Annotated in this window: 20 protein-coding genes; 9 read left to right on the forward strand and 11 right to left on the reverse strand. The window is 57.9% G+C overall.

Annotation, left to right across the window (positions count from 1 at the left end; genetic code table 11):
* Positions 1-11 precede the first annotated feature (11 nt).
* Positions 12-1,001 (forward strand): hypothetical protein, encoded by a 990-nt coding sequence (locus OIL77_07980; GenBank protein ID HJI45337.1) that lies wholly within the window; start codon positions 12-14, stop codon positions 999-1,001.
* Between the two features lie 18 nt (positions 1,002-1,019).
* Here the strand turns inward: OIL77_07980 and OIL77_07985 are convergent, their stop codons facing one another.
* A complete protein-coding gene (locus tag OIL77_07985) occupies positions 1,020-2,201 on the reverse strand; it encodes a cation diffusion facilitator family transporter (protein ID HJI45338.1) in 1,182 nt (393 codons plus the stop codon).
* 217 nt (positions 2,202-2,418) lie between these two features.
* Here OIL77_07985 and OIL77_07990 point away from each other — a divergent pair, with 217 nt between their 5' ends.
* Genes OIL77_07990 through OIL77_08000 form a run of 3 tightly spaced genes read left to right on the forward strand, consistent with a single transcriptional unit; the run spans position 2,419 to position 5,981 of the window.
* Complete coding sequence (locus OIL77_07990; protein HJI45339.1) at positions 2,419-3,756, forward strand: transposase; 1,338 nt, start codon at positions 2,419-2,421, stop codon at positions 3,754-3,756.
* Between the two features lie 30 nt (positions 3,757-3,786).
* Entirely contained in the window at positions 3,787-5,517 is a 1,731-nt protein-coding gene (locus OIL77_07995; GenBank protein HJI45340.1) for a tyrosine-type recombinase/integrase, read from the forward strand.
* Positions 5,514-5,981, forward strand: a complete 468-nt coding sequence (locus OIL77_08000; protein ID HJI45341.1) for a restriction endonuclease subunit S — start codon at positions 5,514-5,516, stop codon at positions 5,979-5,981. Before OIL77_07995 ends, OIL77_08000 begins: the two co-directional genes overlap by 4 nt.
* Here the strand turns inward: OIL77_08000 and OIL77_08005 are convergent.
* The 7 genes from OIL77_08005 to OIL77_08035 all read right to left on the reverse strand — a co-directional run bounded on the left by OIL77_08005 (position 5,953) and on the right by OIL77_08035 (position 16,966).
* Positions 5,953-7,167, reverse strand: coding sequence for a restriction endonuclease subunit S (locus OIL77_08005; GenBank protein HJI45342.1), 1,215 nt, complete (start codon positions 7,165-7,167; stop codon positions 5,953-5,955). The two genes, OIL77_08000 and OIL77_08005, sit on opposite strands and share 29 nt — an antisense overlap.
* Complete coding sequence (locus tag OIL77_08010) at positions 7,157-8,680, reverse strand: type I restriction-modification system subunit M (protein ID HJI45343.1); 1,524 nt, start codon at positions 8,678-8,680, stop codon at positions 7,157-7,159. The genes OIL77_08005 and OIL77_08010 overlap by 11 nt, the downstream gene beginning before the upstream one ends.
* Before the next feature lie 14 nt (positions 8,681-8,694).
* Positions 8,695-11,784: a type I restriction endonuclease subunit R gene (locus OIL77_08015; GenBank protein HJI45344.1), complete on the reverse strand. Its 3,090-nt coding sequence runs from the start codon at positions 11,782-11,784 to the stop codon at positions 8,695-8,697.
* 228 nt (positions 11,785-12,012) lie between these two features.
* Entirely contained in the window at positions 12,013-12,747 is a 735-nt protein-coding gene (locus OIL77_08020; GenBank protein HJI45345.1) for an ATP-binding protein, read from the reverse strand.
* A 2-nt stretch (positions 12,748-12,749) separates the two neighbouring features.
* Positions 12,750-14,294, reverse strand: coding sequence for an IS21 family transposase (gene istA, locus OIL77_08025; protein ID HJI45346.1), 1,545 nt, complete (start codon positions 14,292-14,294; stop codon positions 12,750-12,752).
* A gap of 806 nt (positions 14,295-15,100) precedes the next feature.
* Positions 15,101-15,889 (reverse strand): ADP-ribosylglycohydrolase family protein, encoded by a 789-nt coding sequence (locus tag OIL77_08030; protein ID HJI45347.1) that lies wholly within the window; start codon positions 15,887-15,889, stop codon positions 15,101-15,103.
* A 63-nt stretch (positions 15,890-15,952) separates the two neighbouring features.
* The gene (locus OIL77_08035; GenBank protein ID HJI45348.1) at positions 15,953-16,966 is read right to left on the reverse strand and encodes a PDDEXK nuclease domain-containing protein; all 1,014 of its coding nucleotides are present in this window, start codon (positions 16,964-16,966) and stop codon (positions 15,953-15,955) included.
* A gap of 204 nt (positions 16,967-17,170) precedes the next feature.
* Here OIL77_08035 and OIL77_08040 point away from each other — a divergent pair, with 204 nt between their 5' ends.
* Entirely contained in the window at positions 17,171-17,365 is a 195-nt protein-coding gene (locus OIL77_08040; GenBank protein ID HJI45349.1) for a hypothetical protein, read from the forward strand.
* 168 nt (positions 17,366-17,533) lie between these two features.
* Here the strand turns inward: OIL77_08040 and OIL77_08045 are convergent, their stop codons facing one another.
* From OIL77_08045 to OIL77_08055, 3 genes are all read right to left on the reverse strand, one after another.
* Entirely contained in the window at positions 17,534-19,999 is a 2,466-nt protein-coding gene (locus tag OIL77_08045; GenBank protein ID HJI45350.1) for a phosphatidylinositol-specific phospholipase C, read from the reverse strand.
* A gap of 305 nt (positions 20,000-20,304) precedes the next feature.
* Positions 20,305-20,898 carry a hypothetical protein gene (locus OIL77_08050; protein ID HJI45351.1) on the reverse strand — a complete coding sequence of 198 codons (594 nt, stop codon included), beginning with the start codon at positions 20,896-20,898 and terminating at the stop codon, positions 20,305-20,307.
* 226 nt (positions 20,899-21,124) lie between these two features.
* Positions 21,125-21,736: a hypothetical protein gene (locus tag OIL77_08055; protein HJI45352.1), complete on the reverse strand. Its 612-nt coding sequence runs from the start codon at positions 21,734-21,736 to the stop codon at positions 21,125-21,127.
* A gap of 352 nt (positions 21,737-22,088) precedes the next feature.
* On the opposite strand from OIL77_08055, the gene OIL77_08060 reads away from it, so the two are divergent.
* The 4 genes from OIL77_08060 to OIL77_08075 all read left to right on the forward strand — a co-directional run bounded on the left by OIL77_08060 (position 22,089) and on the right by OIL77_08075 (position 26,481).
* Positions 22,089-22,928 carry a zinc-ribbon domain-containing protein gene (locus OIL77_08060; protein ID HJI45353.1) on the forward strand — a complete coding sequence of 280 codons (840 nt, stop codon included), beginning with the start codon at positions 22,089-22,091 and terminating at the stop codon, positions 22,926-22,928.
* A gap of 185 nt (positions 22,929-23,113) precedes the next feature.
* The gene (locus tag OIL77_08065) at positions 23,114-23,746 is read left to right on the forward strand and encodes a cyclodeaminase/cyclohydrolase family protein (protein ID HJI45354.1); all 633 of its coding nucleotides are present in this window, start codon (positions 23,114-23,116) and stop codon (positions 23,744-23,746) included.
* Between the two features lie 2 nt (positions 23,747-23,748).
* A complete protein-coding gene (locus OIL77_08070) occupies positions 23,749-24,603 on the forward strand; it encodes a bifunctional 5,10-methylenetetrahydrofolate dehydrogenase/5,10-methenyltetrahydrofolate cyclohydrolase (protein HJI45355.1) in 855 nt (284 codons plus the stop codon).
* A gap of 354 nt (positions 24,604-24,957) precedes the next feature.
* A complete protein-coding gene (locus tag OIL77_08075; GenBank protein HJI45356.1) occupies positions 24,958-26,481 on the forward strand; it encodes a C69 family dipeptidase in 1,524 nt (507 codons plus the stop codon).
* The last annotated feature ends 17 nt before the right edge of the window (positions 26,482-26,498 follow it).

Raw genomic sequence — 26,498 nt, forward strand, 5'->3', positions numbered from 1 at the left:
GGAATCGTTGCATGGATCAGGACAAGACAACCGTGATGGGCGGCTACGGTTCCGCGCAGGTTGGCGATAGCGCCGATGCGACCCGCGTTGTTCCCAACCCCGGTTATACCGACCCCGCCGCGACGCAGCCTTCTGCCGAGCCCACCCGGGTTATGGGCTATGGCGACACGGCGCAGGATTCTTACGCTGCATCTTCGCAAGGCCCCTATGGCAACGCAGCCCCGGATCCGTTTGATTACGCGCCGCAGGATTCTTATGCTGCCTCGACGCCGAATCCCTATGATGACCTGCCGCAGAATCCCATTCCGCAGCCTCAGCAGACGACGTATATGCCTCGCACGGCGCAGCCTCGCTACGAGTCGCGCGAGCCGTATCGCGAGTACCCCAAGTCGATTCCGCAATATGGCGAGGACGAGGAGAAGAAGCCGTCGCGTTCGTCGAGCGTGATCAAGAAGATCCTCATCGTGCTGGCAATCTTCTTTGCGCTGTCGGTTGTGTTTGCCATCGTGTCGGGCATGCTCAACAAGCGAGGGAGTTCAACGGCCGATACCACTGCCGAGCAAACCGAGTCCGCCTCGTCTAGCACCGTCGATCTGAGTGATATCCCGGGGCAGTACTGGTCCAACGCCAAGAAGATCCTCAAGTCGCGCGGCGCCGATCTTTCGAATGCCGTGGTCCTGACTGATGATGGCTCAACGCCCGTCGTCGATGCCAACTGGGTCGTTACTTCTGCCTACTATAACGACAACGGCAACCTCGAAATTCAACTCACGCACAAGAACAGCTCGGGCAACTCGTCCGACGGCCAAAGCGGTACCGACAGTTCGAGCTCCAATACGCTGGAGGACTTGAGCAACAAGGCACAGGAGTTGGGAGACAAGGCGCAAGAGCTGGGCGACACGGCACAAAACCTGGGCGATACCGCGCAGAACTTGGGCGGCATGGCGACGGATGCCTGGAACGCCCTGCAAAACGGCATCTCGGGCGCGCAGGGAAACTAGCGGACGAGCGGAGCGGGGCTACAGCTGCTCGGCCGGACGCTCGGGCGAGCTAAAGCCCGAATCAAACGTGACGACGCATGAGACGTCGGGCCGGCGCTCGTGCACGATGCGCGTGACGAGCTCCAGCAGCTCCTCGTCGGATATGTCAAAGCCGTCGGGACGCACCAGGTCAAACGAAACGAACCCGTCGTGCTCGTGCAGGTCGTGGATGGAGAGCGCGGGATCGATCTGCATGACGCCGCGCTTGACCCAGCCGCGCAGGTCGTCGCCAGTGGTGGCGATGGGGTCGCAGTGCAGCGTGATATCGATGCCCATCTGGCGCTTGATGTCGTGCTCGATGGTGTCCAGAATCTCGTGGTGCTCAAATGCGTCGCCCTCGCCGGGCATCTCCACGTGGGCGCTGGCAAACTGACGACCGGGGCCGTAGTCGTGCACCATGAGGTCGTGCGTACCCAAGACCTGCGGATAGGACATGATCTTGTCGCGGATTGCCTGGACGAGCTTGGGGTCGGGCGCTTGCCCCAGCAACGGGCTGATGGCGTCACGCACTAGGCCCATGCCGCTGATGCAGATAAAGATGCCCACACCCAGGCCTGCCCAGCCATCGAGGTCAAAGCCGGTCGTCTGCGAAATAAACGCCGCCACCAAGACCGAGCCCGAGGTGATGACGTCGTTTTTGGAGTCCTGTGCCGTGGCGATGAGCGTCTCCGAGTCGATGCGATCGCCCAGCGTGCGGTTGAACGCTGCCATCCAGAGCTTAACGAGCATGGACAGAACAAGGGCGGCCATGGAGAGCGCCGAATACACGGTGGGGGAAGGCTTGATGATCTTAGTGACCGACTCGAGGATCAGATTGATGCCGACGGCGCAAACCAGGACGGCGACGAACAGGCCGGCTAGGTACTCATAGCGACCGTGGCCATAGGGGTGGCCTTCGTCTGCCGGGCGGCTGGCAAGGCGGAACCCGAGCAGGCTCACGATGTTGCTCGAGGCATCGGAGAGGTTGTTGAAAGCGTCGGCGATGAGGGAGACGGAGCCGGCGAGCAGGCCCGCGATGCCCTTGGCCAGGCACAGTGTGATGTTGAGGCCAATGCAGATGAGGCTTGCGGCAAAACCCGCATTGGTGCGGCAGGAGGTATCGACCGGCTCGCTTTCGCTGCCGGGAACAAGCGTATGTACCAGCTGATTTACAAATAGCATGGCGTATCTCCTCGCATTCTTATTAAGGGGATAGTGTAGCTCGCACAGACGCAACGTGTACCGATGCTCAGAAAATGCAGCAATGGTCTGCCGGCGCTAACGAGTGCGCCTTCCCGTCCGACCAGGTGCTCCATTTTGGGCCACATGGGTATGGGCATGTGCCTGCCTGCCCGACATACTTAATGTCGACAGCCCCTGTGCAAAGGAGGACGTATCCATGGACGAGATGTTTGCCATTAAATGCCAAAACTGCGGCGGCCCTATGTACTCGCACCAGGCTAAACGCAGCTTTGAGTGCGCCTATTGCGGCACGGTCGTTTCGTGGCAGGCTGATGCGGGGGAGCCCAAGAGCGTCCTGGGTATCCGTCATACGCCGCTGACGGTGGTTGACGGGCTGCTCAAGCTCACGCACGTCTCGCAGCTTGAGCGCCCGGTAGACCCGGACTGGTATTTCTTTAATTCGCACTGGCGCAATCAGTCGGTTCTGGAGCATCTGCTGTGGGAGGACCGTGGCACGGCGCAAGAGTTCCAAGATGCCACGCACGTGAGCATCCCGTGCCCCTTCTGCGGTGCATCCTTTGAGGGGTCATCGACTCAGCGCGTGTTTGAGTGCCCGTCATGCGGCAATAAGATCGGCGTTGCCGACCTGCTCAAGCCCGGTACCTTTAGCAAGCGCCTGACCATGGGCGTTGGTGCGGAGTATGTACCCGAGCAGGGTATTCCCTGTGAAATTTCGCCGCAGCAGGCGCGTGCCAACGCGCTGCAGCTGGTGTGCCAGTATCCCGATGCCTTTGCCGGGCACGATGTAGAGGACGCGATCCAAAACGACATGATGCTCTTCTATTTCCCCATGGCGTTGGCGGACCTGCGCATGATGGCGTCCTTCCCGGGCAAGGGGCTGAGCAAGGAGACCCTGGTGTACTACGAGGTGCTCGACTGGGCATATCCCAGGGCAAACTACCTGGACGTTCGCCTTATGGGCATTTTGGAGCCGTGGGACTTTGGCAAGGTGGGACCGTTCGATCCCGCTATGCAGGAAGGCGACTTCCGCGTCGTTTCCGTCGATGCGTCTACCAAGGACCAGGTGGTCATTGATAGACTGGCGCTCGATATTGCCGGCAACGATGCCGAGGCGGTGCTGGGGCTCAATAAAAAGAGCATCCGCGCCTGGGCGCGCAAGGCTCGCAAGCACAAGGACGGTCTGGTGATGGTGCCGGTCTACTTTGTCGATCGCCCGGCGTCGGATAGCCGCGACGGCGAGCAGGTGCGCATCGCCGTAAACGGCCAGACGGGTCGCGCGGCCGCGGTGGTGTTTAGCGACAAGCGCGAGACACATGTGGTGGCACCGCTCAATCCCAACGTGTTGCTGTCGAGTGAAAGCACCGTGCGCGCCACGCCCATCGAGGTCAAATACGTTAAATCGCCGTTCCTGTACCAGATCGTACGCCGCGGAGGCGGCGAGCAACCGCGTCAGGTGGCAGCGGCGGCCGAGGGTTCCTACCGAGAGGGGAAGCCCAAACGCAAGGGATTGTTTGGCGCGATATTTGGTAAGTAGGGGAGTGGCGCTGGTTGGCGCTGTAGCGTGATGGCCGGGGATACGGGGCAGTTCGCAGGAGCGCGAGCTGCCCCGTTTTTTGTATTGCGGGGATATGACATCCGAATGGTCGTAGGGTTTCAGCTAAATGGCTATTTACTTGATTTGGCAACAGCGCAATTTGAGGCTGCGCTGAAAGAGCGTGCGTCCAATGTGAGGCTCGGAGATATCATCGGGCTCGAAGATTCAAAGAGAGTTCCTCTAAATAGCAGGGATCGCGAGAGTCGAAAAGGGCCTTATCCATATTACGGGGCAACGTCAATCATGGATTATGTCGACGATTACCTTTTCGATGGGGTGCGGGTGTTGCTTGGTGAAGACGGCTCAGTCATCGATTCTGAGGGGAAGCCCGTTCTTCAGTACGTCTGGGGAAGATATTGGGTCAACAACCATGCCCATATTCTGAAAGCTGCTGGCGCGTATCCTCTAGAAGCTATATATGTCGCGTTGAGGCGCACCTCGATCGGCCATATTGTTACCGGTGCAGTCCAAATGAAGATAAGCCAGCGTAATTTAAAAAAACTCGAGGTATCTATGCCGGATCCGGGGTCGCTCGACTACCTACAGCCCCTTTTCGCTGCATACCGTAATCTGTGTGAAGAAAGTCGCCACCTTGTAACTCTTCGCGACACCCTTCTCCCCAAGCTCATGACGGGCGAGATCGATGTCTCAGGGCTCAACCTCAAGCAGCTAAATAGCCATTTACTTCACTATGTACAACGCGCCGTCCACACTGTGGCTATCGTACTCGACGAAAGGAACAGCGTGGAAACTGTCATCAATACCGTACTTTCGGAAATGCAGGGCCTTCTCGACTCACACCAGCTCAAACATCTAACCATTACGCTTAGACGGGTACTCGGACCGAAACAAACAGAGCCAGGGCAAGATCTGCTTGCGCTCTTTCTCACCGCTAAAGAGGTCGAGGGATGCTCTCCTAAAACCATTGCATACTATGAGGCAACCCTACGGCATATGAACACAGCGCTTGCTAAGCCCTATACCCAGGTTGAGAGCGACGACTTGCGCCGCTATCTCAATGATTACGAGGTGAAACGCGGTTCTAGTAAGGTCACAATCGATAATATACGTCGTATCATGTCGAGCTTCTTTTCGTGGCTTGAAGATGAGGATTACATTGTGAAAAGTCCTGTAAGGCGCATTCGTCGCGTCAAAACAGCTCAAGTAACCAAAGAGGTGCTTAGCGATGAGGAACTGGAGGTATTGCGGGACGCCTGTGAGTCCAAGCGAGATCTTGCCATCGTTGATCTACTCGCTTCGACGGGCATGCGTATTGGCGAACTTGTGCGACTCGACAGGAAGGATGTCAATCTGCACGAGCGCGAATGCCTTGTAATGGGAAAGGGAAATAAGCAGCGCCCCGTTTACTTCGATGCGCGCGCTAAGCTTCATCTTACGGAATATCTTTCGAGCCGTGCTGACAAGAGTCCTGCATTATTTGTCGCGCTCGATTCCTCAGCTCGACGTATTACGGTGGGGAGCATAGAACTCCGTTTACGTGACCTAGGCAGAAGCGCCGGTATCAACCGCGTTCATCCGCATAAGTTTCGCCGTACGCTTGCCACCCATGCAATCGACAAGGGAATGCCCATAGAGCAGGTGCAAAAGCTGTTGGGCCATGCGAAAATAGACACAACCATGTACTACGCCATGGTTAATCAGAGCAATGTGAAGGCTTCGCACAGGAAGTATTTGGAATGAGCTGGACGCAAAAGACCTTGGGAGAGATTGTTAATCTAAAAAGGGGGTTTGACCTCCCTTCCAGCAGCAGGGTTGATGGCCCCTATCCGGTTTTCTCATCTTCGGGACAAACGGGCACGCATTCGGAAGCCGCCGTTAAGGGTCCATGCGTCGTAACTGGACGCTACGGAACTATTGGCCAAGTTTTTTTCTCTGATGCAGCTTGCTGGCCATTAAATACGTCTTTGTACTCGACAGACTTTAAGGGCAATGATCCTAAGTTCGTTTATTACCTACTCAAAACTATTCCATGGCGAGACTACTTAACTGCAAGCGCCGTGCCGGGCATAAATCGCAATCACGTTCATCTATGCCCGGTCTGTGTTCCGGATCACGAAACACAGACCGCTATTTCTGGCGTCCTGGGTTTACTGGACAATAAAATTGAACTCAACACTAAGCTAAATGGCTATTTAGCTGCGTAAAATCGACCCTTGAGACGTCGATCTCGCCCGACATAAGTTTGGGGAGAAGAGCGTCACGAAGAGCAGCCAGTTTTCGGTTCTGTGTCGAATTCTGAACGATCTGTTCTCTCAATGGCTCTGCAATAGTATTAAACCTCTCGAGATCTCCTCTTGCAGGAATAGGCACGTTCAACGCTTCCAAATCGCCTTTTCCCATATGCGCGACGGTAGTACCAGAGGCGTAGTTCTGGATGAAAGCCAACAATGGGTTCAATGCCATAAGCAAATAACTTCTTGAAACTCCCGAATTGGCAGCGGGCTCGAACAGGCAAACTCGCTGATTCAGTACAGCCATTTCACCCTGCCAGAGACATGGCGTGAATTCGGCATCCATTCCCGCTAAAACGTCACCAGGATGTACGAATACCTTTTTTGGATGAGCCTCATTTGTCCAATACTGCGGAGAGAAGGTGCTCAAATCACGTATGCGGATCAGGGGATACCCTACCTTTTCCTCGTTAAACAAGGCAGACTTGAACGCTGCTCCATAAACAACATCAGCAATGTCATAAATTGACCCGAGGGTTAACTTGTTGCAGCAGAAGGAATGTTGGTACTGAACATTCATCAACTCAAGTAAATAGCCATTTAGCTTAGAGTTTGCTTGCTGCTTTGCATATATCGCGTCAAGTATTGAAACAATTTGATGCTGAACCTCAGTTTGCGGTAAATCAATTTCGATTCGTGCCACGTCTTTGGGATGGACACGGAATACCTTCATACCTCTCGTGTACTGCCGGAGCTCTCTGATAAAGCGCGGAGAGCTCATAAGATAGTTGAGGTAAGCCGGCACGACGAGGTCTCGGCGATTGACGCGCACGATGGTTGTTTCGGTGCCTGAAATGGTAGGCTTTTCCTTTGGATTGTTAAACAAATAGGCATGACCAAGGTCATCGACTGTCTCTGAGGTCAGCACATATACGATGTCTTGGTCTCTGAGACGCTGACTGTCTTTAATCTTTTCGTTGTTAAGGATGTATGGGATGGGTTTTGCGGGGTCTTCAACGTCGATGTGTAGGTCGAAACCTTTGTAAAGATCTCCATAGTGAATGTAAAGATAGGCACCCTTATCGTACATGCGGGTACGGGGGACGCTGGCGCCGCGGTAGAAGCTACAAACGTCACCAAGTGCGACTCTACATCCCATAACCAATCGCCTCCAGATTCTTCTTAATCTGCTCCTGCAAGCGGTTGGACTCTTCAAAGCACTTTGAAATCTCGCTGGTTAGGCGTGCCATCTTCTCCTCAAACGGCTCGCCGTCGTCTTCGAGCTCGGCAATGCCTACGTAGCGACCGGGCGTCAGGATGAAATCTTGCTTGGCGATTTCATCCAAATCCGCTATGGCACTGAACCCCTTCACGGGCTCGAACTCGCCCTTGCGGAAGGAGTCGAATGCGGATGCAACTTTGTTGATGTCCTCTTCGGTAAACTCGCGTAGTTTGCGAGAGACCGTGGTGCCCATTTCGCGGGCATCGATGAATAGCGTCTTGCCGGATTGAGCCTTCTTCTTGTTCAGGATCCACAGACACACGGGAATTTGGGTGCTGTAGAACAGCTGCCCCGGCATGGCTACAATGCCCTCGACCAAATCGTCCTCTACGATAGCGCGTCGGATATCGCCCTCGCCGCTCGTCTGGCTCGAAAGCGACCCGTTTGCCAATACGAGGCCAATCTTGCCCGTGCCGTTAAGATGCCAAATCATATGCTGCATCCAAGCGAAGTTGGCGTTGCCCGTGGGCGGCATGCCGTACTTCCAACGTACGTCTTCCTGCAGCGCTTCGCCGCCCCAGTTCTTGAGGTTGAAGGGTGGGTTTGCCAACACATAGTCAAACTTTTCATTCTTGTGCTGGTCGGCGCTGAAGGTGTCTGCATAGTTGCCCAAATCGGCCTCGATGCCGCGAATACCGAGGTTCATCTTTGCGAGCTTCCACGTGGTAGGGTTGCTCTCCTGGCCAAAGATAGTGATGTCCTGTACCACGTTGCCGCCATGGTGCTCGACGAAGGCGGCGGACTGCACGAACATGCCTCCGCTGCCGCAGCAGGGGTCGTACACACGACCGTGGAAAGGCTGGAGGATTTCAACTAGCGTGCGCACGATGCACGACGGCGTATAGAACTCACCGGCGTTTTTGCCCTCCATTGATGCGAATTTCTGTAGGCAATATTCGTATGCGCGCCCTAACAGGTCCTTCTCGCTCTCGTTATCGGTCATTTGTACGTTTGTGAATAAGTCTACGACGTTGCCTAAGCGTCGCTTATCTAGTTCGGGACGAGCGAAGTTCTTGGGCAGCACGTCTTTGAGCTTGTCGTTCTCGCGCTCGATGGCGCGCATGGCATTGTCAATGATCTGGCCAATTTCGGGCGTATGCGCCGCCTGTGAGATGTTCGCCCAACGTGCTTCTTCGGGAACGAAGAAGACATTCTGCTCCATGTAGCAGTCACGATCTTCCTCGTCGCCGTAACCCTCTGCGACGAGCTCTAGATAGCGTTCGTCGAAACGGTCCGAGAGGTACTTCAGGAAAATGAGGCCTAATACGACGTTTTTGTACTCAGCAGCGTCCAAGTTGCCGCGCAGCACGTCTGCGGCGTTCCACAATTGGTCCTCAAAGCCAACATCGGCCGTGTTCTTCTTGGTGTCCTTAGCCTTGCTTTTAGCCATGCTGTTTTAACTCCCTATGCTGCATTGTCGGCCCAGAGTTCGCACTGATCCATCACGGTGGCCAGTGCCGACTCCATGCCCTCTGGCGGATACTTATGATGTTTGAGCAGACGCTTGATTGCAACGCGCATAGCAGCGCGTGCACTTTGTTTCTTCTGCCAATCGACCGTGCGCATTTCGCGCATCTTCGCAGCGAGCTCTTGCGTGATGGCGACCAACTCGTCATTCCTTTCGCGATAGTAGTCGGCGACTGCCTGCGGTTGTGTTAGTGCCTCGTAAAACGCAAACTCCTCTTCGCTAAGCCCAAGCTCCTTTGCCTTTTGGTTTTCGGAAAGCATTTCTTTTGCCATCTTGAGCATTTCTTCGAATACCTCAGCGTTTGTGAGCTGTCCATTTAGATAGCTATTTACCATGCCTTGCATGAGTTCTGAGTACTTCTTTGCCTGCGTCACGCTCTTCTTGCGGTAGCCCTTGATCTGGTCGTCGATGAGTTTTTTCAACAACTCGTAAGCCAAGTTCCTCTCTTTCATACGCGAGAGGCTCGACAGAAACTTGGGATCAAAAATCGAAACCGTTTCGTCTTCCACCTTAAACAGGTCTATTACGCCGTCGGTATGGACGATGTTCTGTTCGAGTAGTGCATTGATGCGGTCATTTACCTGCTTAAGGGTAAGTTTGCCTCCTTTTTTGCTGTGGGTGCCGCCCTGCTCGGTGAGCTGAAGGATGAGCTCTCGAACAACCTGGAAATAGCCAGCCTCGATGCGTTGCATGTCTGTTGCGCGACTTTTGGCGAGTCCATAGGCTTTGAGCATGACTCCTGCCTGCTCAACAAAGTCGCGGGTGATATCTTCGTCGCCGGGTGCAAGGATATGATTTACTCCACCCGTTATGAGTTCGCTTCGACGTGCGGCGGACTCGGTGCTCATGAATTCCGAATAATCGTAGCCAAACATTTTGTCGCGACAGACCGCCAGTTTTTCCAAGAACTTAGGATAGGCGGTTTTCCCGATATCCATGTCGCCGTATTTCTTTTGGTCGCGCTTGGTGTAGTCCTTCATGGCGCGTTTAAGGGCGTTAGCTATGCCTACGTAGTCAACAACCAGTCCGCCAACCTTGTCTTTATATACTCGGTTTACGCGTGCGATTGCCTGCATCAGGTTATATCCGCGCATGGGTTTATACACATACATAGTGGCAAGGCTCGGCACGTCAAAACCGGTGAGCCACATGTCTACGACGATTACGATTTTAAGCGGGTCGGCGTCATCCTTAAACCGCTTTGCCATCTCCTTAACATGGGCCTTATTGCCTACGACGTCGAACCACCACTCGGGGTCTTGATTGCCCATGGTCATGACAACGCCGAGCTTGCCCTCGTCCTTCCAAGAGGGTCGCAGCTCGCATATACGTTGATATATGGCCATGGCAGCGGGGCGCGAATACGCAACAATCATTGCCTTGCCGGTGAGTTCGTGCGCACGGTTGGTTTCATAGTGCTCTACGATGTCCTGACACAAGGCATCGATGACTTCGGGTGCACCTAGAACGGCGTCCAGATTTGCAAAGTTACGCTTGCTTGCGTCAATGGTTTCGGCGTTAGCCTGCTCGGTTAGCTTTTCGTACTCATCGTCAACTTTTGCAAGGATGCTCTGATCCAGTTTGAGTGCGACGACGCGGCTCTCGTAGAACACGGGTCGAGTTGCGTCGTCCTCTACTGCCTGAGTCATGTCGTAGACGTCAATATAATCGCCGAAAACCTCGCGAGTCGATCGATCTTCGGCAGAAATAGGGGTACCGGTAAAGCCGATGAAAGTCGCATTCGGAAGGGCGCGGCGGATGAGCAACGCGGTGCCCGTGTGCTTCTTGCCGTCACGGTCATATTTCTCCTCGAACCCGTACTGCCCGCGGTGCGCTTCATCCACCATCACGACGACGTTCTTGCGCTCGGAGAGGGCGATGGCCTCCTCCTCGAACTTCTGCATGGTGGTGAAAATGATGCCGTTGGCGCGGCGGCTCGAGATCTGCTGCGCAAGATCGGCGCGGCTCTGCGCCTGAACGGGCGTCTGGCGCAGGAAATCTGAGCATCTGGAGAACTGCGCGAACAGTTGCGAGTCGAGGTCGTTGCGGTCGGTAATTACCACGATGGTCGGGCTGTCGAGTTTCTCTTCGAGCAGATGGGCAAGGAAAACCATCGAAAGCGACTTGCCCGAGCCCTGCGTGTGCCAGAAGACGCCGCCCTTGCCGTCGCCGCCGATGGCCTCATGCACGCTCTCGAGCGCTTTGTTCACCGCGAAGTACTGATGGTATCCCGCGAGGATTTTCGCGTCCTCGGAGAACAGAATGAAGTTCTTCAGGATGTCGATGAGCCGCTCCTTGGGGAACATGCCGTCCAGAGGGGTTTTCCAATCGGCGTACTGGGTGGCCTCGTAGTTCCCATCGACGCTCTTCCACTCAACGAAGCGTGACTCGTTGGCGGTGATCGTGCCAACCTTGGTGTGAAGCATGTCACTGGTGACGCAGAAGGCGTTGTACACGAAAAGCGATGGAATCTGTCGTTTGTAGTTTTGAATCTGTTGGTAGGCATCTTCGCTGTCAGCGTCGGCTCGAGCGGGTGACTTCAATTCAAAGAGAACGAGCGGAAGCCCGTTGACGAATACGATGACATCTGGACGTTTGTTGGTGCCACACTCGATGTAGGTCCACTGGTTAACAACGTGGAAGCAGTTCTTTTCGGGATTGTCGTAATCGACCAAGCGCACGATGTCCGTATGCTCTTCTTTGCCGTCAAACCAGCTTGTCTCCACACCGTTCTGGAGCATGTCCATAAAGATGCTGTTCTTGGCGATGAGGTCGCTGCCCTCGATTTCCTTTAGTTTAGTTATTGAGGCATCAATCGCGCGTCGATTGAGCGTGGGGTTAATGCTCTCAAGAGCGGGCCCAATGACGTCAGGTAGGAAGGCGTCGTCAAACGCGTCGGAGGAACGAGCGACATCAGGTCCATAGAGGTGCTCGTACCCCAGACTCGTTTGCAAGTGGTCAATGATGCCTTGTTCGAAAGCATCCTCATTAAATGACGTTGAGGAGCTGTAATCGACAGCAATCATGCGCACTCCTTACCTTATGCTTCCACGACGTTGGTGAGCCTGTCCACCATTGCATTCTAGCAGTTAATCTTGCATATATTGGTATATCTGACACCCGTTAGTTGCCATTTGACTTATCTGAGTATTTGCTCGCTTGAGCACTGTTGAATATCGCGAAACAGCACCGCCGATATCGCGCTTGGGCACCGGGGCCGACACTGGCCCCGGTGCTTTTTTATTGCTACCGGTCTATCCGCGGCGCTGCCGCATGTTGGCCTCGCCCATGTCGACCCAGACCGCGTTGTGCACGATCCTGTCCATGATGGCGTCGGCATGCACCCCGCCGCCGAGCCTCGGGTGCCAGTCCTTCTTCTTGAACTGGGTGCAGAATACGGTCGAGGCCGTGCCGTACCTCAGCTCCATCAGCTCCAGCAGCATCGACCTGAACTCGGTGTCCGGCCTGTCGAGCAGCCACTCGTCTATCACGAGCAGGCCGAACGCCCCGTACTTGCGGACGAGCTTGCGCTCGCCGCCGGGCCGGTCACGGCTCTCGCGCCAGAGGTCCTCGAGGTCGGGCTGGCGGACGTAGCACGACCTCACCCTCCTGGCGCAGGCGGCCTTCGCGAGCGCGCAGGCCAGGTAGGTCTTGCCCGTGCCGGTGAGGCCCTGGAGAACCACGTTCTCGCCGCGCCCGACGAACCCGCAGGTCGCGAGCTCGGCCACCGCCACCCTGTCGAGGCCGCGGCCCTCGAAGAAGTCGACCGAGCGGACGTCGGCCTCGGGGTACCTGAGGCCGGCCCTCCTCGTCAGGTTGCGGACCTTCTGCGTGATGAAGTCGGAGTGCGCCTCGTCCACCGCCATCTGGACGCGCTCGGCGAACGCCATCCCGGCGCACACGGCCTCGTCCTGGGCGGAGAGGGCGGCGAGCAGCTCGGCCGCCCCCATCTCCCTGAGCTTGCGGGCGGTCTCCGCGTTGACGTCCATGCTCACTCCTCCCCGTAGAAGCCGGCGCCGCGCACGTAGCCGCAGTCCCCGGACGCCTCGCCGGCTGGCGCCCTGTCCTGCCCCGACCTCAGCACGGGCTCGACGTCGCGGTAGCGCGGCGACCTCTTCCCGGTCGCGAGCGCCATCCCGCACGCCCGCTCGAGCCTCGCCGGGGTGTAGCGCCTGGACAGCCTGAGCACGGCGAGCGCGGCGTTGAAGCCCTGCTCGTCGAACTCGTAGCAGGCGAACACCCTGTCCACCAGCTCGGAGCAGGAGGGCCCGACCCTCGAGGCCCAGGCGCGGATGCGCGGCGCGTCCCAGTCCGACCACGCCCTGCCCTCGGGCATGTCCGAGCCGCGCGTGGAGTAGCGGTTCCTCGCGTAGGACGGGAACCTGGGGTGCGTGGCCACGCGCTCGCCGCCGGAGAAGACCTCCACCTTGCCCTCGGTGACGCGCAGGTCGACCGTCGAGCCGACGAGCAGGTGGCTCACCGAGTAGTAGTTGCGGGCGTACGCGACGTGGCAGTTGGCCTGGACCTTGCGGCCGTAGACCCACTCGCACACCTCGAAGGGCTCGGCCGGTAGGGGCCTCAGCAGCGGGCGCTCGACCTCCTCGAACACCTCGCGCCTCGAGCCCTCGCGCTTGGCGAACGGCGCGTCGTTGTGCTCCGCGACCCTCCGGGCGACGGCGGCGCGGAGGGCCGCCATGTCGGCGAACACCTCGTCGCGAAGCGCCGCTATCACGTAGGTCGCGGCGGCCCAGACCTCGTTCTCGGCGCTCGGCTTGTCGCGGGGCCTCCTGACCCTCGCCGGGATCACGGCGGAGCCGTAGTGCGCGGCGAGCTCCTCGTAGGCCGCGTTCAGGACCGGCTCCCCGGCCCTGGGGTGGGCGGTGACGCCGGTCCTCAGGTTGTCGGGGACGATGCAGGGCGTCGCGCCTCCCAGGAAGGAGAAGGCGTGCACGTGGCACAGCAGCCATGTATCCTGCTTCATGTCGAGCGTCGGCTCGACGTAGCTGTACCGGCTGAACGGGAGGCAGGCCACGAACAGGTACACCTTCCTGACCTCGCCGGTCGCGGGGTCCACGAGCCGCATCGTGGGCCCCGACCAGTCGACCTCCATGTTCCTGCCCGCCTTGTGCCCGACGCGGCTCACCACGTTGCGCGACACCGTGTACTGGCGGTAGCGCTTGCAGAACCTGTCGTAGGACATCGACGGCGCGCCGGCCTCCGCGCACCCGTCGGCATACTCCGCGTGCAGGAGCTTGAGCGTGACGCCGGTCCTCGCGAGCTCGCGGTGGACGCGTGCCCAGTCGGGGTCGGCGTGCACCGGCCCGGCGTCGCCCCTGCCGGGGAACAGCAGCGCGTAGGCGGCCTCCTCGGACATCCCCTCGACGTCCTCCCAGGAGACGCCCCGCTCCCTCGCGGCTTCCAGCACGTCCTGGACGCTGTGCTTCGAGACGTGGGCGGTGCGGGCGATCGCGTTCTGCGAAAGCCCGTTCACCGACCTCAGCCTCAGGACCTCCCTGGCCCTGATCCTTCTCGCCATGTGGAACCTCCTCGTTCTCTGGACTGCATGGCAGCCCGAGCGTAACGGGATGCGCGGGAAGGCATTTAATGGCGGTGCCGAACGGCAATATTCGGTCGGGTGGGCGGCGGTGCTGATTCGCAATATAGGTGGTGTCGAAAGGGCCTAGGACTCATTATCGGTTGATCGCGCCAGAACGACAATTGGTGGCAAGGCTTTCTGACTTATTTAAATAGGCTTCTATTTATCGGCGCTCGTGTTGTGACAGTTGCCCAAGCGCTTGCTTGAAGCTGTTGTTGGTGATCTTGAGGTCGTTTCCCGCTTGCATTTTAATGAGTGTCGGGCCGGAGGCGATGGCGGATGTGGTGCGATGGTGTCAAGAAAAGCGCCTAGACCTGGGTGAAGAACCGAGGCCGCGGGCGCTTTTCTATTTCTTTGGTCGCATGGATTGTCTGTTCTGTTGGCCGCGCCGGCGTTGTTTCTTTGCTCTCGTTCGCGCGGCATCCGCTTGTGGCGGTGGATGTAAATAAAAGGTGGAGCGACTGCAAAAGAGCCGCTTCGCTGGGTAAAATCAGGGCGTACCGCGGAACCCGCTCCTCAGTCGGTCAACTTTGGAAGCGCGGGCAACGCAGGTGCTAATGTCTAAAGGGTCGGCTGCAACCGGCCCTTTTCTGCGGCAGCGGGGATTCGAATACCAACACGGTGTACGGCCCCACGGTACTTTGCTCTGTGATGAACGGACCCATGACGGTGCATTCTGTAATCATCATTTATGCGGTCCCTTAGTCATTTGCGTTGACTGACGTTGTCTTCGTTGAAGACGTGTCCTAAAACAAACACCGTTCAATCAGCTCTTTGCCGCGCAGGGTGTCGATCCACTCTTGCGGAATTGCATCGATGCCGTATGCCGTGCCGGCGAGGGCGCCTGCGACGGCTGCGGTGGTGTCGGTGTCGTCGCCCAGATTGACGGCGGCAAGCACGCAATCTTCGTAACTGTTGGTGTTGACGAAGCACCAGGTAGCGGCCTTAAGCGTGTCGCGCACGAAGCCACCTGACCTGATTTCCTGCTCAGGTACGCCTTTCAGCCGCAGTGCCCACGAGGGGAGTGCGCCGTTCAGCACGTCTCTCATCAGCTCGACAAATATGACGCATGCATCGGTCGACGTTCTGTGGGCGTGCGTTATCGCGGAGACCTCGCAGATCTCGTCGTCAGTCGCGTTGACAAACGCCAGGGGCGCGATGCGCATGAGCGAACCGTTACCGTTGTCGCGTTCGCCGGAGCCTCCTTTGCCGGCATGCAAGGCGCGGGCGGTCGTGCCGCCGTAATCGAAAACGCCGTCGATCGTATACTCGCCACGGGCAATCCAACCTACGAACTTGTCGCGCATGTCTGAGGCGTCGATATGCCCGAGCTCCCTAATCGAGTCGCAGGTAGCAAGCGTCATAGATGTGTCGTCGCTCCAGGTGCCGGCGGGCTGCCCATGTGTGCCGTAGCCGATCATGTCGGTGCATTCGAACGTGCCACGAGGCCTGAACTCGTAGGGAACGCCCAGTGCGTCGCCGACGGCGAGTCCGTAAATGCAGTCGCGTAGCGTTGTTTTCGGTCTGTCTGTCATGGAATGCTCCTCTTATGCCAGGGGAAGTGGAACGCCGTCGGGGGTATCGGTCGTAACGTGCTACTACACTTGCGCTTCGCCATTAGTCGCTTCGTTGATGGCGCGATACTCGGCACTCAGCTCGCGCGCCAGCTCTTCCTTGCTTGGAAGGTACGGCAGGTATTTGGCGGCAAACACTTGGTCGTTGTCTTCGGGCAGCGTGTACTCGACAATCGAGTCGCTTTTGTCCGCGCAGAGCACGATGCCTATAGGCGGATTGTCGCCTTCGTTCATGAGCTCACGCGTGTAGTAGTTCACATACATTTGCATCTGGCCCAGGTCCTGATGCGTAAGGTCATCGGTCTTAAGGTCGATGAGCACGAAGCAGCGCATTAGATAGTTGTAAAACACAAGGTCAATATAGAAATGGCGCCCATCAAAGGTGATGCGCTTTTGGCGCGCCTCGAAAGCGAAACCACGGCCAAGCTCCAGCAGGAACTTCTGAAGATGCGTGATGAGTGCCTGCTCTAGATCGCTCTCGCGAAACGCAGCATCGTCCGAGAAACCTAAAAACTCCAGTACATATGGGTCGCGGATGATATCCTCGGGGCGACGAGCCGGGGCGCTCTTTTGGATTTCCTGGGTGACGGCCTCCTTGTCCTTGCTGGCAAGTAGGCGCTCGCGGAACATGGTGTTGATCTGGCGCTCGAGCTGACGCGTGCTCCAACGAGAATCGGCGCATTCGTTCATGTACCAGGCGCGAGCATCAGGGTCGGGAATGCGCATCAACCTGCGGTAATGAGTCCAGCTCAATTCGGGACGCAGTGAGTCCCGAATTGGAAATGCAAGATAGAACTGACGCATTTTGCGCAGCTCCCTTGCTTCAAAACCCTTACCAAAATCCTTGGTAAGTCTGATTGCGAGGGCCTTGAGCAGGGCCTCTCCATACTTGGCACGATCCTCTCCGCCCTGCTCATCAACAATGCTCTTGCCGATCTCCCAATACGCCTCAACCATCGCAAAGTTAACGGCGGTATAGGCCTTGTCGCGAGCGGCGTTGAGAATCGAGGAAACCTGCTTGTAAAAAACTTCTGGCACGATTGCCGATTCTCCACGGTTTGCCAGTTCGCCCATCACTGTCGCCCCACTTTCCTCTTGTGGAATGCATCTTTATCGCATTTAGTTTAAAGCCTCGCGCGGACACGAATTGCTGTGCTGTCTAGCACCTTCGCATGGGAGCCTTGCGGTGACTTAAATGTGGCCATAGAGACAGTTTTAACGAGCCCTATGGAGGTGACGCGCATGGACAACAACACTTTGCTGTTCCAGGACAAAGGTTCGGGCAGGTTTAAAGACGTCAGGATCTACCCTAACCGTATCGAGGTGCTCAAGAAGGGCACGTTTGGTGGCAAGCACACCGAGATCGTTTACCTTAAGGACATCACGGGGTCAACAGGATCAAGGGCCGCGACGTTTTTCTGCGCAATCGACTGTTAACCGCTTGCGTCTTTAGCCCGAGCAGTCGTGCGAAGGCCCAGGAGTTTGTTAACGCGCTGAACATGGTGATGTAGCCGACGTTAGCTTTCGGGCCATGGTAAAAGTCGGGGGCGCAGAACGGTATCCTGCGCCCCCGATTGAGTCGATGTGTCTAAAAGGCCGGCTGGCCTATTCGTCAACGTCTCCATTGCCCTCGCGGTCATTGGCAAGCATTGCCGTGCCGGCGACCGTCGTCGCCACGGCGGCAGCGGCGAGCCCGGCGGCGATGCCAGAGCCGTCGCCCGTGTCGGCGAGCTTTCCGCCCGAGCCCTTGCCCTTGTTGCCCTTACCGTTCTTATCAGCGCTGCCCGCGTTGGCGCCAGTGCCGGTGCCGGCGCCGCCTGCACCGTCCGAGGCCGCTACGGTAAAGCTTGCGGCTCCGTCGCTGGCAAGCGTGTAGTTCTGCGCCGCGTCGCCCAAAAGCCCATTCGCACGCACCCAGTACGTTCCCGCGGTAAATGCCTCGCCCTCGGCCATTTCCGTGCCCGGAGCGCCGTTTGCATCGTGCATAAACTCGAGCTGGGCGGTGCAGGCATCGCCTTCGAGCTTGCCCTCGAGCGGCGCCGCGATCTTTGCGCGCACGTCCTCGCCGGCCTTAAGGCCCTCGAGCCCTTCAAAGTGGGGCGTCAGTGCGCGCGGGTCGATATCGATGGGCACGGAACCCTGCAGTTCCGTAACGGTCTCGTTGCCCAAAGCGTCGACATCCACGTATTCGATGGCAAACGTGTTGCCCGAAGCCGTCACGCTGAGTACGTTGCTGCTGTCGACAAGGCGGAAACGACCCTCGCCAACGGTCTTTCCATCCTGGAGTGAGGCATCGCTCAACGAGTCGCCGTATGTCATGCGTATACGGGTCGGGAGGTAGTACGAAACGGTCTGCTTGTGCTTCGCATCGTAATTGCGCTGGTAGATGCTTCGGGCCAGTGCCGCATCAACAAAGTCGGACGCAATGATGCCAATGTGCTTGAGGCAGTCCTCCTTTGTGCTCTCATTTCCGGTGCTGTTTATATACTGGCTCTTGTATAGATGCTCGTTGACCACTCGTGCTGCGGTAAAAGGATTGCTTCCTTGCTTGTAGTTCGTGCAGCTGGTGTAGTTGATACACCAGCTGTGCTCCAGGACCTTTACCTTGGCCCCGTCATTGTCCTCGACGTCCACCATGATGCGGGCGAGCTTGGTTGTCTCCTGCAGCGCCATATCGACCCAGCCGATTTTGTCGGTTCCTGTGCATTCGTAATGGTCCTGGGCGTATACCTTGGTGCAATAGGGCTCTTCGTCACCCGTTTTCCCCACGGCTTCAAAGCCCCGCTCGTCTCGAACGAGACACATAGAGGTGCTGTCGGTGTGTGCTGCGATTTTGTCGTCCCATTGGGTGAGGTCGAGGCCCCATGTGTGGCTGCTTACGCTGTTGCCGGCGAGCCCAAACCGACGCAGCAGGACGATCTTTCCGCGCACCTCGCCCAGCGTGGGGATGCGGCTCGATGTGTAGAACAGGTCGGGGTTCTCATCAAAAACCTTGCCCAAGGCCGTCGTGAGGCTTTCGTCGGTAGCCTCGCCATTGCCCCGCGACACGAGCATGATGAGCGCTTCTGTCGGGTTTTCGCTCAAAAACGTATTGAAGTACCCGATGACATCGGAGAGATGCATAAAGTTCCCGTCTTTTTTGAGCAGGTAACAAGCTCCGTGGTCGATGCCGGGGTTCTCACCCTTTCCGAGTCGAATATCAAAATAGCGAACGCCTTCGAGCAGCTGCGTGGGGATGTAATCCTGCTGGCATTTTGCTTGGGAGGATTGGGGCTCGGTGTCGTTGTCCACGCTGCAGGTGCCCGAATCGTGCGTGCCCGGGATGCTCAGTTCGTCGAGGAACTTGTTGTTGTCGACGTATTTCATCCAACAGGGCCCGTCGACGTAGCTGCTATACGTGGTCCAGTCGATACTGCTAACCGTGGTATTGGTCTTGCCCATGTCGTAACCGACAAGTTCGAGCTCCCACGGAATGCTCTTCCTCTTATGGCAGATCTTGTTGTTGTCCTGGTCTTTGCCGTCCTTTTCTATGGCCAGGTAATTAATGTCTTTTTTCTCGTTTGTGCGGTCTCGGATGATATAGGTTCCGTTTGACTGGCGTTCAAACGCAAAAGCGCGGCTGGGCTTGTTGTCATACTCGCCACTCCATACGTGGATGACCTTTCCATCTTTGTCCGAGTCGCCGTCGACCGACCAAATGCTGTAGCCCGTCTTTTTATGCTCTTCGAAATTGAGTAAGGTGCGGATGGCATACCAATTTGAATTATCTGCATCGGTCTCTACGCGCTCAAGGATGAGTTTGCTGGACGTGCCGTCATTAAACAGGTGGCAGACGTTGCCGATGACGTTGCCGTCTTCGTTGACGCTTGCGGTGCGAAAATAGCCCGCGGGGCGAAGGCGAATGACGAAACTATGGAGGCTCTTCGCCGGTGTGGGCGTGTCTTCTGCAAATGCCGCGCGCACGGGAAGGCCCAGCGCCGCGGTTTCGGGCAGGCTTGCAAATGGCGACAATGCTGCGAGTCCTAGGCCCAACGTGAATGCTCGACGGCTGATGGCGTGGTGTTCGGTCATAACTTCTCCATTCGCAGAGTGCGGTTATGCGATAGTTTTGGTCACTATACTTCCCAGATGTTTAAAGACGCCGGTTTAATTGTCTGCGCGGCGCAATAAATCGGCGGGTGGACGTGTTGGGGTGTTTGTCGTGTTCGCACTGTTGCCACATTTGGGGCGGTTCCGGCGTCCGGCGTCCTCGCGTTCGTCGGCTACCGGCATAAGAAAAGGAGGGTCGGTTTACCGGCCCTCCCTTGGTACGAAGCGCTGGGATACCGTCGCTTGTTTACGCTGCGCCCGTGTTTCCCGCTGCGCTCGCCAGTCGCTTAGCGTTTAATCTCGATATCCTCGAGCTTAACGTCCATGGCCTCGGTCTTGGCCTCGGCGATGTCGTCGGCAAACTCCAGTGACTTCATCATGGTCTCGACGGCGTCCTTGTGCTCCTCGACATTGTCGATGCGCACGTACACGCTGCCGCCGTCAACGTCGGTGAAGTACTCGGTCGTCACACCGCCCGAGTGCGTAAAGTAGGCGCTGCGCCAGGTCTTGCCGTTGTACTTAACGGGATCGCTCTCGGTCCATCCGGAGTTGGCCTTCCACTTTGCCTCGTAGTCAAACAGTTCATCGGCGTTCTTGTCAGGATCGAAGACGGGGATGAAGCGGTCGCTGGCATGCTCGCTCTCGGTGAACTTAAACTGGGCCCTGTTGGCCGTGTCGCCGGCAACGTCCGTGATTTCGACGCCCTCGGGGACTTCGACCTTAAACCAAATGAAGTCGGTCCTCATATCCACGGCTGGCTTTTCTGCTCCGCCGCCACCGCCACTTCCGGTAGCGCCGCCGCTGCCACCGCAGCCCACCAGGGCAACTGCGGCAAAGAGACTGATGCAGAGGGTGAGAATCGCAAAGGCCTTCTTTTTCATGGTCGTGTCCTCCTCGATCTGTAGCCGCCCATGGATTACCTGCCTTTACTGTACGCGCGAGCGGCTCGTTCAGGTGGGCCATGTGTCCCATTCTGGGGGCCTGATTTGCGCCGACAAGTGGCAATATGCTCGGGCGTAAAAGAGGGGAGGGCCAGCCGATCCGATCCTACCCTGGCTGGGCGTCCGATCATTTAATGACTGCGCATGCGATGCTGCGTGCGATCCCCTAATGCTTGATCTCGATGCTCGAAATCTCGACTTCGCGTGCCTCGGCAACTGCCTTCGCCATGTCATCGGGAAACTCGATGGAGTTGAGGAGCGCCTCGGCTTCTTTCTTATGCGGATCGAAGTTCGAGATGAGGACGTAGACGCTTCCCGGCTCAACGTCGGTAAAGAGGAGTGTTGAGACGCCGCTGTTGTCCTCGTACGTTCCGACGAGCCACGTCCTGCCGTTATACTCGACGGACCCGCCGTCCTTCCACTGGAACGTATCACCTTTCTTTTCTGCCTGGTCGGCGTGGGATTCCTCTGCCGTCAGCGCTTTTTTCCAAACGGGGATAAAGCGATCGGCCGAACCGTTCTCGTCTTCGGGGAAGGTGAGCTGGACCCTGTCGGCATTCTTGCCAGCGGAGTCGCTTACGCCAACGCTCTCGGGCATCTCGACCTTAAACCAGATAAAGTCGGTCTTCTTGGCGACGGGAGCTTTTTCCTTGCCCCCGCTCTTGGATGCGCTGCTGCCCCCGCCTCCGCTTGACGCACTTCCGCCGCAGCCGACAAGGGCAAATGCGGCAAAGAGGGCGATGCAAAGGGAAAGGATCGATAGGGTCTTTTTCTTCATGGTGGCGTCCTCCTTGTCTGCCGATGACATCACGGCGCCGCGGGTTGTTGGAGCCGTTGGTGTATGTTGCTATTCGCAAGCGTGACGGATGTCGTTGTGTGTGGTGCGGCGATACCTCCGTTCTTAGTTTTCGGCCGTTGCGCGGCCGTGCCCCAACGGGTTCCTTACTTATAGATATGCCCCAGCTTGTGCTGCCCGGGAGTCTCGAAAGGTGGGCCATGTGTCCCATGTTTGGGGCAGGCGCATGGGACGGCACGGCTCGGCATCGGCTTTTTCATGTTGCGCAACAGCGCCCTGGGTGGGGGCGTATAGACTTGGCTGTGACAAAAGCTAAACCACGAAAGGTCGAACGATGTTCTGTCAAAAATGCGGACAGCAAGTTCCCGATGGATCGACGTTTTGCACGCATTGCGGGGCGTCGCTTGCGGGTGGCTCCGCGCCGACGCCTACGGGCGCTGGTCCTTCCTCTGCCCCGGGCCTGACCCAGTCGATGCCGCCGGTCGCGCCTGCGCCTCAAAAGCCCAAGAGCAAGGCGCCGGTCATTATCGCTGTGGCATGTGCTGTTGTGGTTCTCATCGGTGGCGGCACGGTGTTTGCGCTCACGATGCTTAACGGGTCCAAGAGCTCTGACACGCAGATTTCGGTGATCGATACTGGGTCTTCGGACGAGAAAGATTCTTCTGCTAAGAAGAAGGATGACAAGTCCAAGGCCAAGGAGTCTTCGTCGTCGGATGACGAAGCCGTTCCCGAGGACGAATCGGCATACTACGGCTCGGGCGATTCGGACGATTACCTAACCGACGTGTATACGTACACGAACGACATGCATCCTTATAGCATGTCGATTCCCAATCGCTTTGAGATGGAAGATACTCCCAGCGGCAGTGGCGCCAGGTATGAGGATCCGGAGACGGGTTTTGTGATCAACCTGTTTGGCTACGTCAACATTAACGAAGAAACCGCACACGAGATGTTCGTCGACGCGGACACCTCGGGCAAGGCCGACCTCTATACCGCAGAGGGCGACAACTGGTACGTGGTCTCGTGGCGCGAGGACGATACGATCATTTACGAAAAGACGATCGTTACGGATTCGACGATTGCCACGGCGCATTTGGAGTACTCGACTGCAAACCGCGACATGGGGTCGAAGATTATCGATACGCTGTTGCCGACGTTCCAGGTGGACTAGGCGCCCGTGCCTATAGCCGGCAATCGGAAACACCGATAGCCAGAGCTCCTGACAGCCTTTGTCTTATGGGCTAGACTGGCTTGGACAAGATCGATGAATGGGACAACCGCTTCCTGGCGTCGTTGTCCCATTTTTTATTATGCGTGCGGCCCGTGGTGGCCGGCGCGGTGGGCAGAGGTGTTTCGATGAGTCAAGAGATGATGGACAAAACCTGCCGAGGGTTTGCCGAGGCGCTTGCCGCGCGCGAGCCGGTTCCCGGCGGCGGTAGCGCGAGTGCGTTTGTGGGGGCACTGGGCGCCTCGCTGTGCGGGATGGTCGCGCGCTACGGGGCAACTAATCCCGCGCTTGCCGATCGCGCGGACGATCTGACACACGCGTTTGCCCAGGCGGATGAGTTGGCGCAGGAACTTGTGGGTCTGGTCGCCGAGGATGTTTGTGCATACGGCCAGGTGTCTGCGGCATACGGTATTCCTCGTGATGACCCGGCTCGACCGGCTGCGATTCAGGATGCACTACACGTGGCAGCCATGCCTCCGTACCGCATTATGGATGCGTGCGGGCGCGCGCTGGCGCTGCTCGAGGTCATGGCGGACAAGGGCTCCCGGCAGTTGCTGTCCGACGTGGCGTGCGGTGCCGTGTTCTGCCGTGCCGCCATGCAGGGCGCGAGCCTGACACTCTTTGCCAACACCACATCTATGAAAGACCGGGCGCGCGCCGAGGAGCTCGAGGCGGCGTGCGATGAGCTGCTGGATACGTGGCTGCCGCGCGCCGATGCGCTGGCGCGCCGCGCCGCCGACGCAGCCAGGAAGAGGGGATAGCTATGGCTGAACTGCTAAAGGGCGCTCCCGTCGCCCGCGCGTTGACTGAGGAGCTTGTCGCGCGTTGTGCTGTTCTGCGTGAGCGCGGCGTTGTTCCGACGCTGGCCATTGTCCGTGTAGGCGAGCGCGAGGACGACCTGTCCTACGAGCGCGGTGCCCTCAAGCGCTGCGAGAAGGTTGGCATCGAGGCTCGCCGCGTATTGCTTCCCTCCGATGTTTCGCAGGATGAGCTGCTGGCGGCTATTAAGGACATCAATGCCGAACCCGCTGTTCACGGATGCCTGATGTTTCGTCCACTGCCCGCTGGGCTTGACGAGGATGCAGTTGCCGCGGCACTCGATCCTGCCAAGGATGTTGACTCCATGACGCCGGCCTCGCTGCTTACCACGCTTTCGGGGCGAGGCGAGGGCTTTGCTCCCTGCACGGCCGAGGCCGTGCTGGCGTTGCTGGACCATTACGACGTTGAGCTGGATGGGGCCAAGGTCGCGGTCATCGGTCGATCGCTGGTGATTGGCCGTCCCGTTGCCGCCATGCTTACGGCTCGCAATGCCACGGTGACGACATGCCATACGCATACGCGCGACTTGGCTGCCGAGTGCCGTTCTGCCGACATTGTTGTTGCCGCGGTTGGACGTGCGCGCACGATTGGCGCGGATGCGGTTCGCGAGGGCCAGACGATCATCGATGTGGGTATTAACTGGGACGAGGCCGCCGGCAAGCTGGTCGGCGACGTCGATTTTGATGCTGCGGAGCCGATCGTTAACGCCATCACACCCGTGCCGGGCGGCGTGGGGGCTGTGACCACTGCGATTCTCGCCAAGCACGTGATCGTGGCGGCGGAGCGCGCATCGAAATAGGCGTTTTGGGCTGTTTGAGGGGTTAGCCATATACCACGTGGTCATAAAACGCCAAATATGAGTACTGTTGCCAAGATAGTCACATATGTTTTACGTCTTTTAGACTCCCTAACGATATTCATTCTCGTCGGGGAGCCCATTTTATTGAACATATGGGGAATAACGTTGTCTTGCTTTTGGACAATTGGGGATTTCCGGCACTCATTACAAGGAAATTTGCTGTTACTAAATTGGTGACAGTACTCATATTTGGCATTTTTTGCCCACAGGGGCTGCCGGGGCGGCGGTTTCGCCCTTTTTGCGCCGAAGCGATACACTGTTGCCGTTTGATTTCTTCGCTCAAGGAGGATGCGCATGCCGTGCACAACGATTTTGGTTGGTAAGAACGCGAGCTATGACGGGTCGACCCTGGTCGCCCGCAACGAGGACTCGTCCAACGGGGTGTTTGAGCCCAAGCGCATGCGCGTGGTGCATCCCGACGAGCAGCCGCGTGTCTACACGAGTGTCCTGAGCCATCTGACCGTTGAGCTGCCCGACAATCCCATGCGTTACACAAGCGTCCCCGACGTTGTCCCGGGTCATGGCATTTGGGCCGAGGCCGGATTCAACGAGCTCAATGTTGGCATGTCCGCAACCGAGACGCTTACCACCAACGAGCGCGTCCGCGGCGCCGATCCGCTCGTGGACTACGTGCCCGCCAAGGGCAACGAGGGCGAGGACGGCTATGTTCCGGCGCAGCCCGGCGGTCTGGGTGAGGAGGACATGGTGACCCTGGTGCTGCCGTACGCCAAGTCTGCCCGCGACGGCGTGCGTATCCTGGGCGACCTGCTCGAGCGCTACGGTACCTACGAGAACAACGGCATCGCCTTTAGTGACGTTGACGAGATCTGGTGGCTCGAGACCATCGGCGGCCACCACTGGATCGCCAAGCGCGTGCCCGATGACGCCTATGTGACCATGCCCAACCAGCTTGGTATCGACAGCTTTGACCTGGACGACGCCGAGGGCGCTCAGGTCGACCACATGTGTTCCGCCGACCTGCGCTCCTGGATGGCCGAGTGGCATCTGGACCTGACGCTGGGCGTCGAGGGCGACGGTCCGGCGACGGTCTTTAATCCGCGCGAGGCCTTTGGCTCGCACAGCGACAGCGACCATGTCTACAACACGCCGCGCGCCTGGTACATGCAGCGCTGCCTCAACCCCAGCGATGTGTGGGACGGTCCCGAGGCCGACTACACGCCCGAGAGCGACGACATCCCCTGGAGCCGCGTGCCCGAGCGCAAGGTGACCATCGAGGACATCAAGTACGTGCTTTCGAGCCACTACCAGGGTACGGAGTACGACTGCTACGGCAGCAAGGGCACGCCCGCCACGCGCGGCGCCTATCGCCCCATCGGCATCAACCGCAACAGCCAGCTCGCCGTGCTGCAGCTGCGTCCCTATGCGCAGCCGGCGTATCGCGCCGTGCAGTGGATGGCGTTTGGCTCCAACTCGTTTAACGCGCTCGTGCCGCTGTACGCCAATGTCGAGACCATGCCCGAGTACTATGCCGACACGCAGGCTCGCGTGACGTCCGAGAATTTCTACTGGGCCAACCGCCTGATCGGCGCGCTGGCTGACGTCCGCTTCCATGAGTGCGGTCGCGCGGTCGAGGATTACCAGGAGAAGGTCGGTGGCATGGGCCACAAGCAGATTCACGACGTTGACGCTGCCGTTGCCACCCTGCCCGAGGCCGAGGTGCCCACCGAGCTCGCCCGCGCCAACGAGGCCTTTGCCGAGCTCGTACGCATGGAGACCGATGCTCTGTTGGGCAAGGTGCTCTACACCACAAGCTGTGCCATGAAGAATTCCTTCGCGATGAACGATAACGTGAGGTAAAGACAACCTTGCAGCGA

This window comes from Coriobacteriaceae bacterium, assembly GCA_025993015.1.
GTDB lineage: Bacteria > Actinomycetota > Coriobacteriia > Coriobacteriales > Coriobacteriaceae > Collinsella.

Excerpts from the sequence above, each read along its gene's own strand:
- OIL77_08075 (HJI45356.1), top strand. The coding sequence starts at position 24,958 with ATGCCGTGCACAACGATTTTGGTTGGTAAGAACGCGAGCTATGACGGG.
- OIL77_08015 (HJI45344.1), bottom strand. The coding sequence starts at position 11,784 with ATGATTGCTGTCGATTACAGCTCCTCAACGTCATTTAATGAGGATGCT.
- OIL77_08055 (HJI45352.1), bottom strand. The coding sequence starts at position 21,736 with ATGAAGAAAAAGACCCTATCGATCCTTTCCCTTTGCATCGCCCTCTTT.
- OIL77_08005 (HJI45342.1), bottom strand. The coding sequence starts at position 7,167 with ATGGGATGTAGAGTCGCACTTGGTGACGTTTGTAGCTTCTACCGCGGC.
- OIL77_08030 (HJI45347.1), bottom strand. The coding sequence starts at position 15,889 with ATGACAGACAGACCGAAAACAACGCTACGCGACTGCATTTACGGACTC.
- OIL77_08040 (HJI45349.1), top strand. The coding sequence starts at position 17,171 with ATGGACAACAACACTTTGCTGTTCCAGGACAAAGGTTCGGGCAGGTTT.
- OIL77_08060 (HJI45353.1), top strand. The coding sequence starts at position 22,089 with ATGTTCTGTCAAAAATGCGGACAGCAAGTTCCCGATGGATCGACGTTT.
- OIL77_08050 (HJI45351.1), bottom strand. The coding sequence starts at position 20,898 with ATGAAAAAGAAGGCCTTTGCGATTCTCACCCTCTGCATCAGTCTCTTT.
- istA (HJI45346.1), bottom strand. The coding sequence starts at position 14,294 with ATGGCGAGAAGGATCAGGGCCAGGGAGGTCCTGAGGCTGAGGTCGGTG.
- OIL77_08020 (HJI45345.1), bottom strand. The coding sequence starts at position 12,747 with ATGGACGTCAACGCGGAGACCGCCCGCAAGCTCAGGGAGATGGGGGCG.
- OIL77_08070 (HJI45355.1), top strand. The coding sequence starts at position 23,749 with ATGGCTGAACTGCTAAAGGGCGCTCCCGTCGCCCGCGCGTTGACTGAG.
- OIL77_07995 (HJI45340.1), top strand. The coding sequence starts at position 3,787 with ATGGCCGGGGATACGGGGCAGTTCGCAGGAGCGCGAGCTGCCCCGTTT.
- OIL77_08065 (HJI45354.1), top strand. The coding sequence starts at position 23,114 with ATGAGTCAAGAGATGATGGACAAAACCTGCCGAGGGTTTGCCGAGGCG.
- OIL77_07990 (HJI45339.1), top strand. The coding sequence starts at position 2,419 with ATGGACGAGATGTTTGCCATTAAATGCCAAAACTGCGGCGGCCCTATG.
- OIL77_07980 (HJI45337.1), top strand. The coding sequence starts at position 12 with ATGGATCAGGACAAGACAACCGTGATGGGCGGCTACGGTTCCGCGCAG.
- OIL77_08010 (HJI45343.1), bottom strand. The coding sequence starts at position 8,680 with ATGGCTAAAAGCAAGGCTAAGGACACCAAGAAGAACACGGCCGATGTT.
- OIL77_07985 (HJI45338.1), bottom strand. The coding sequence starts at position 2,201 with ATGCTATTTGTAAATCAGCTGGTACATACGCTTGTTCCCGGCAGCGAA.
- OIL77_08000 (HJI45341.1), top strand. The coding sequence starts at position 5,514 with ATGAGCTGGACGCAAAAGACCTTGGGAGAGATTGTTAATCTAAAAAGG.
- OIL77_08045 (HJI45350.1), bottom strand. The coding sequence starts at position 19,999 with ATGACCGAACACCACGCCATCAGCCGTCGAGCATTCACGTTGGGCCTA.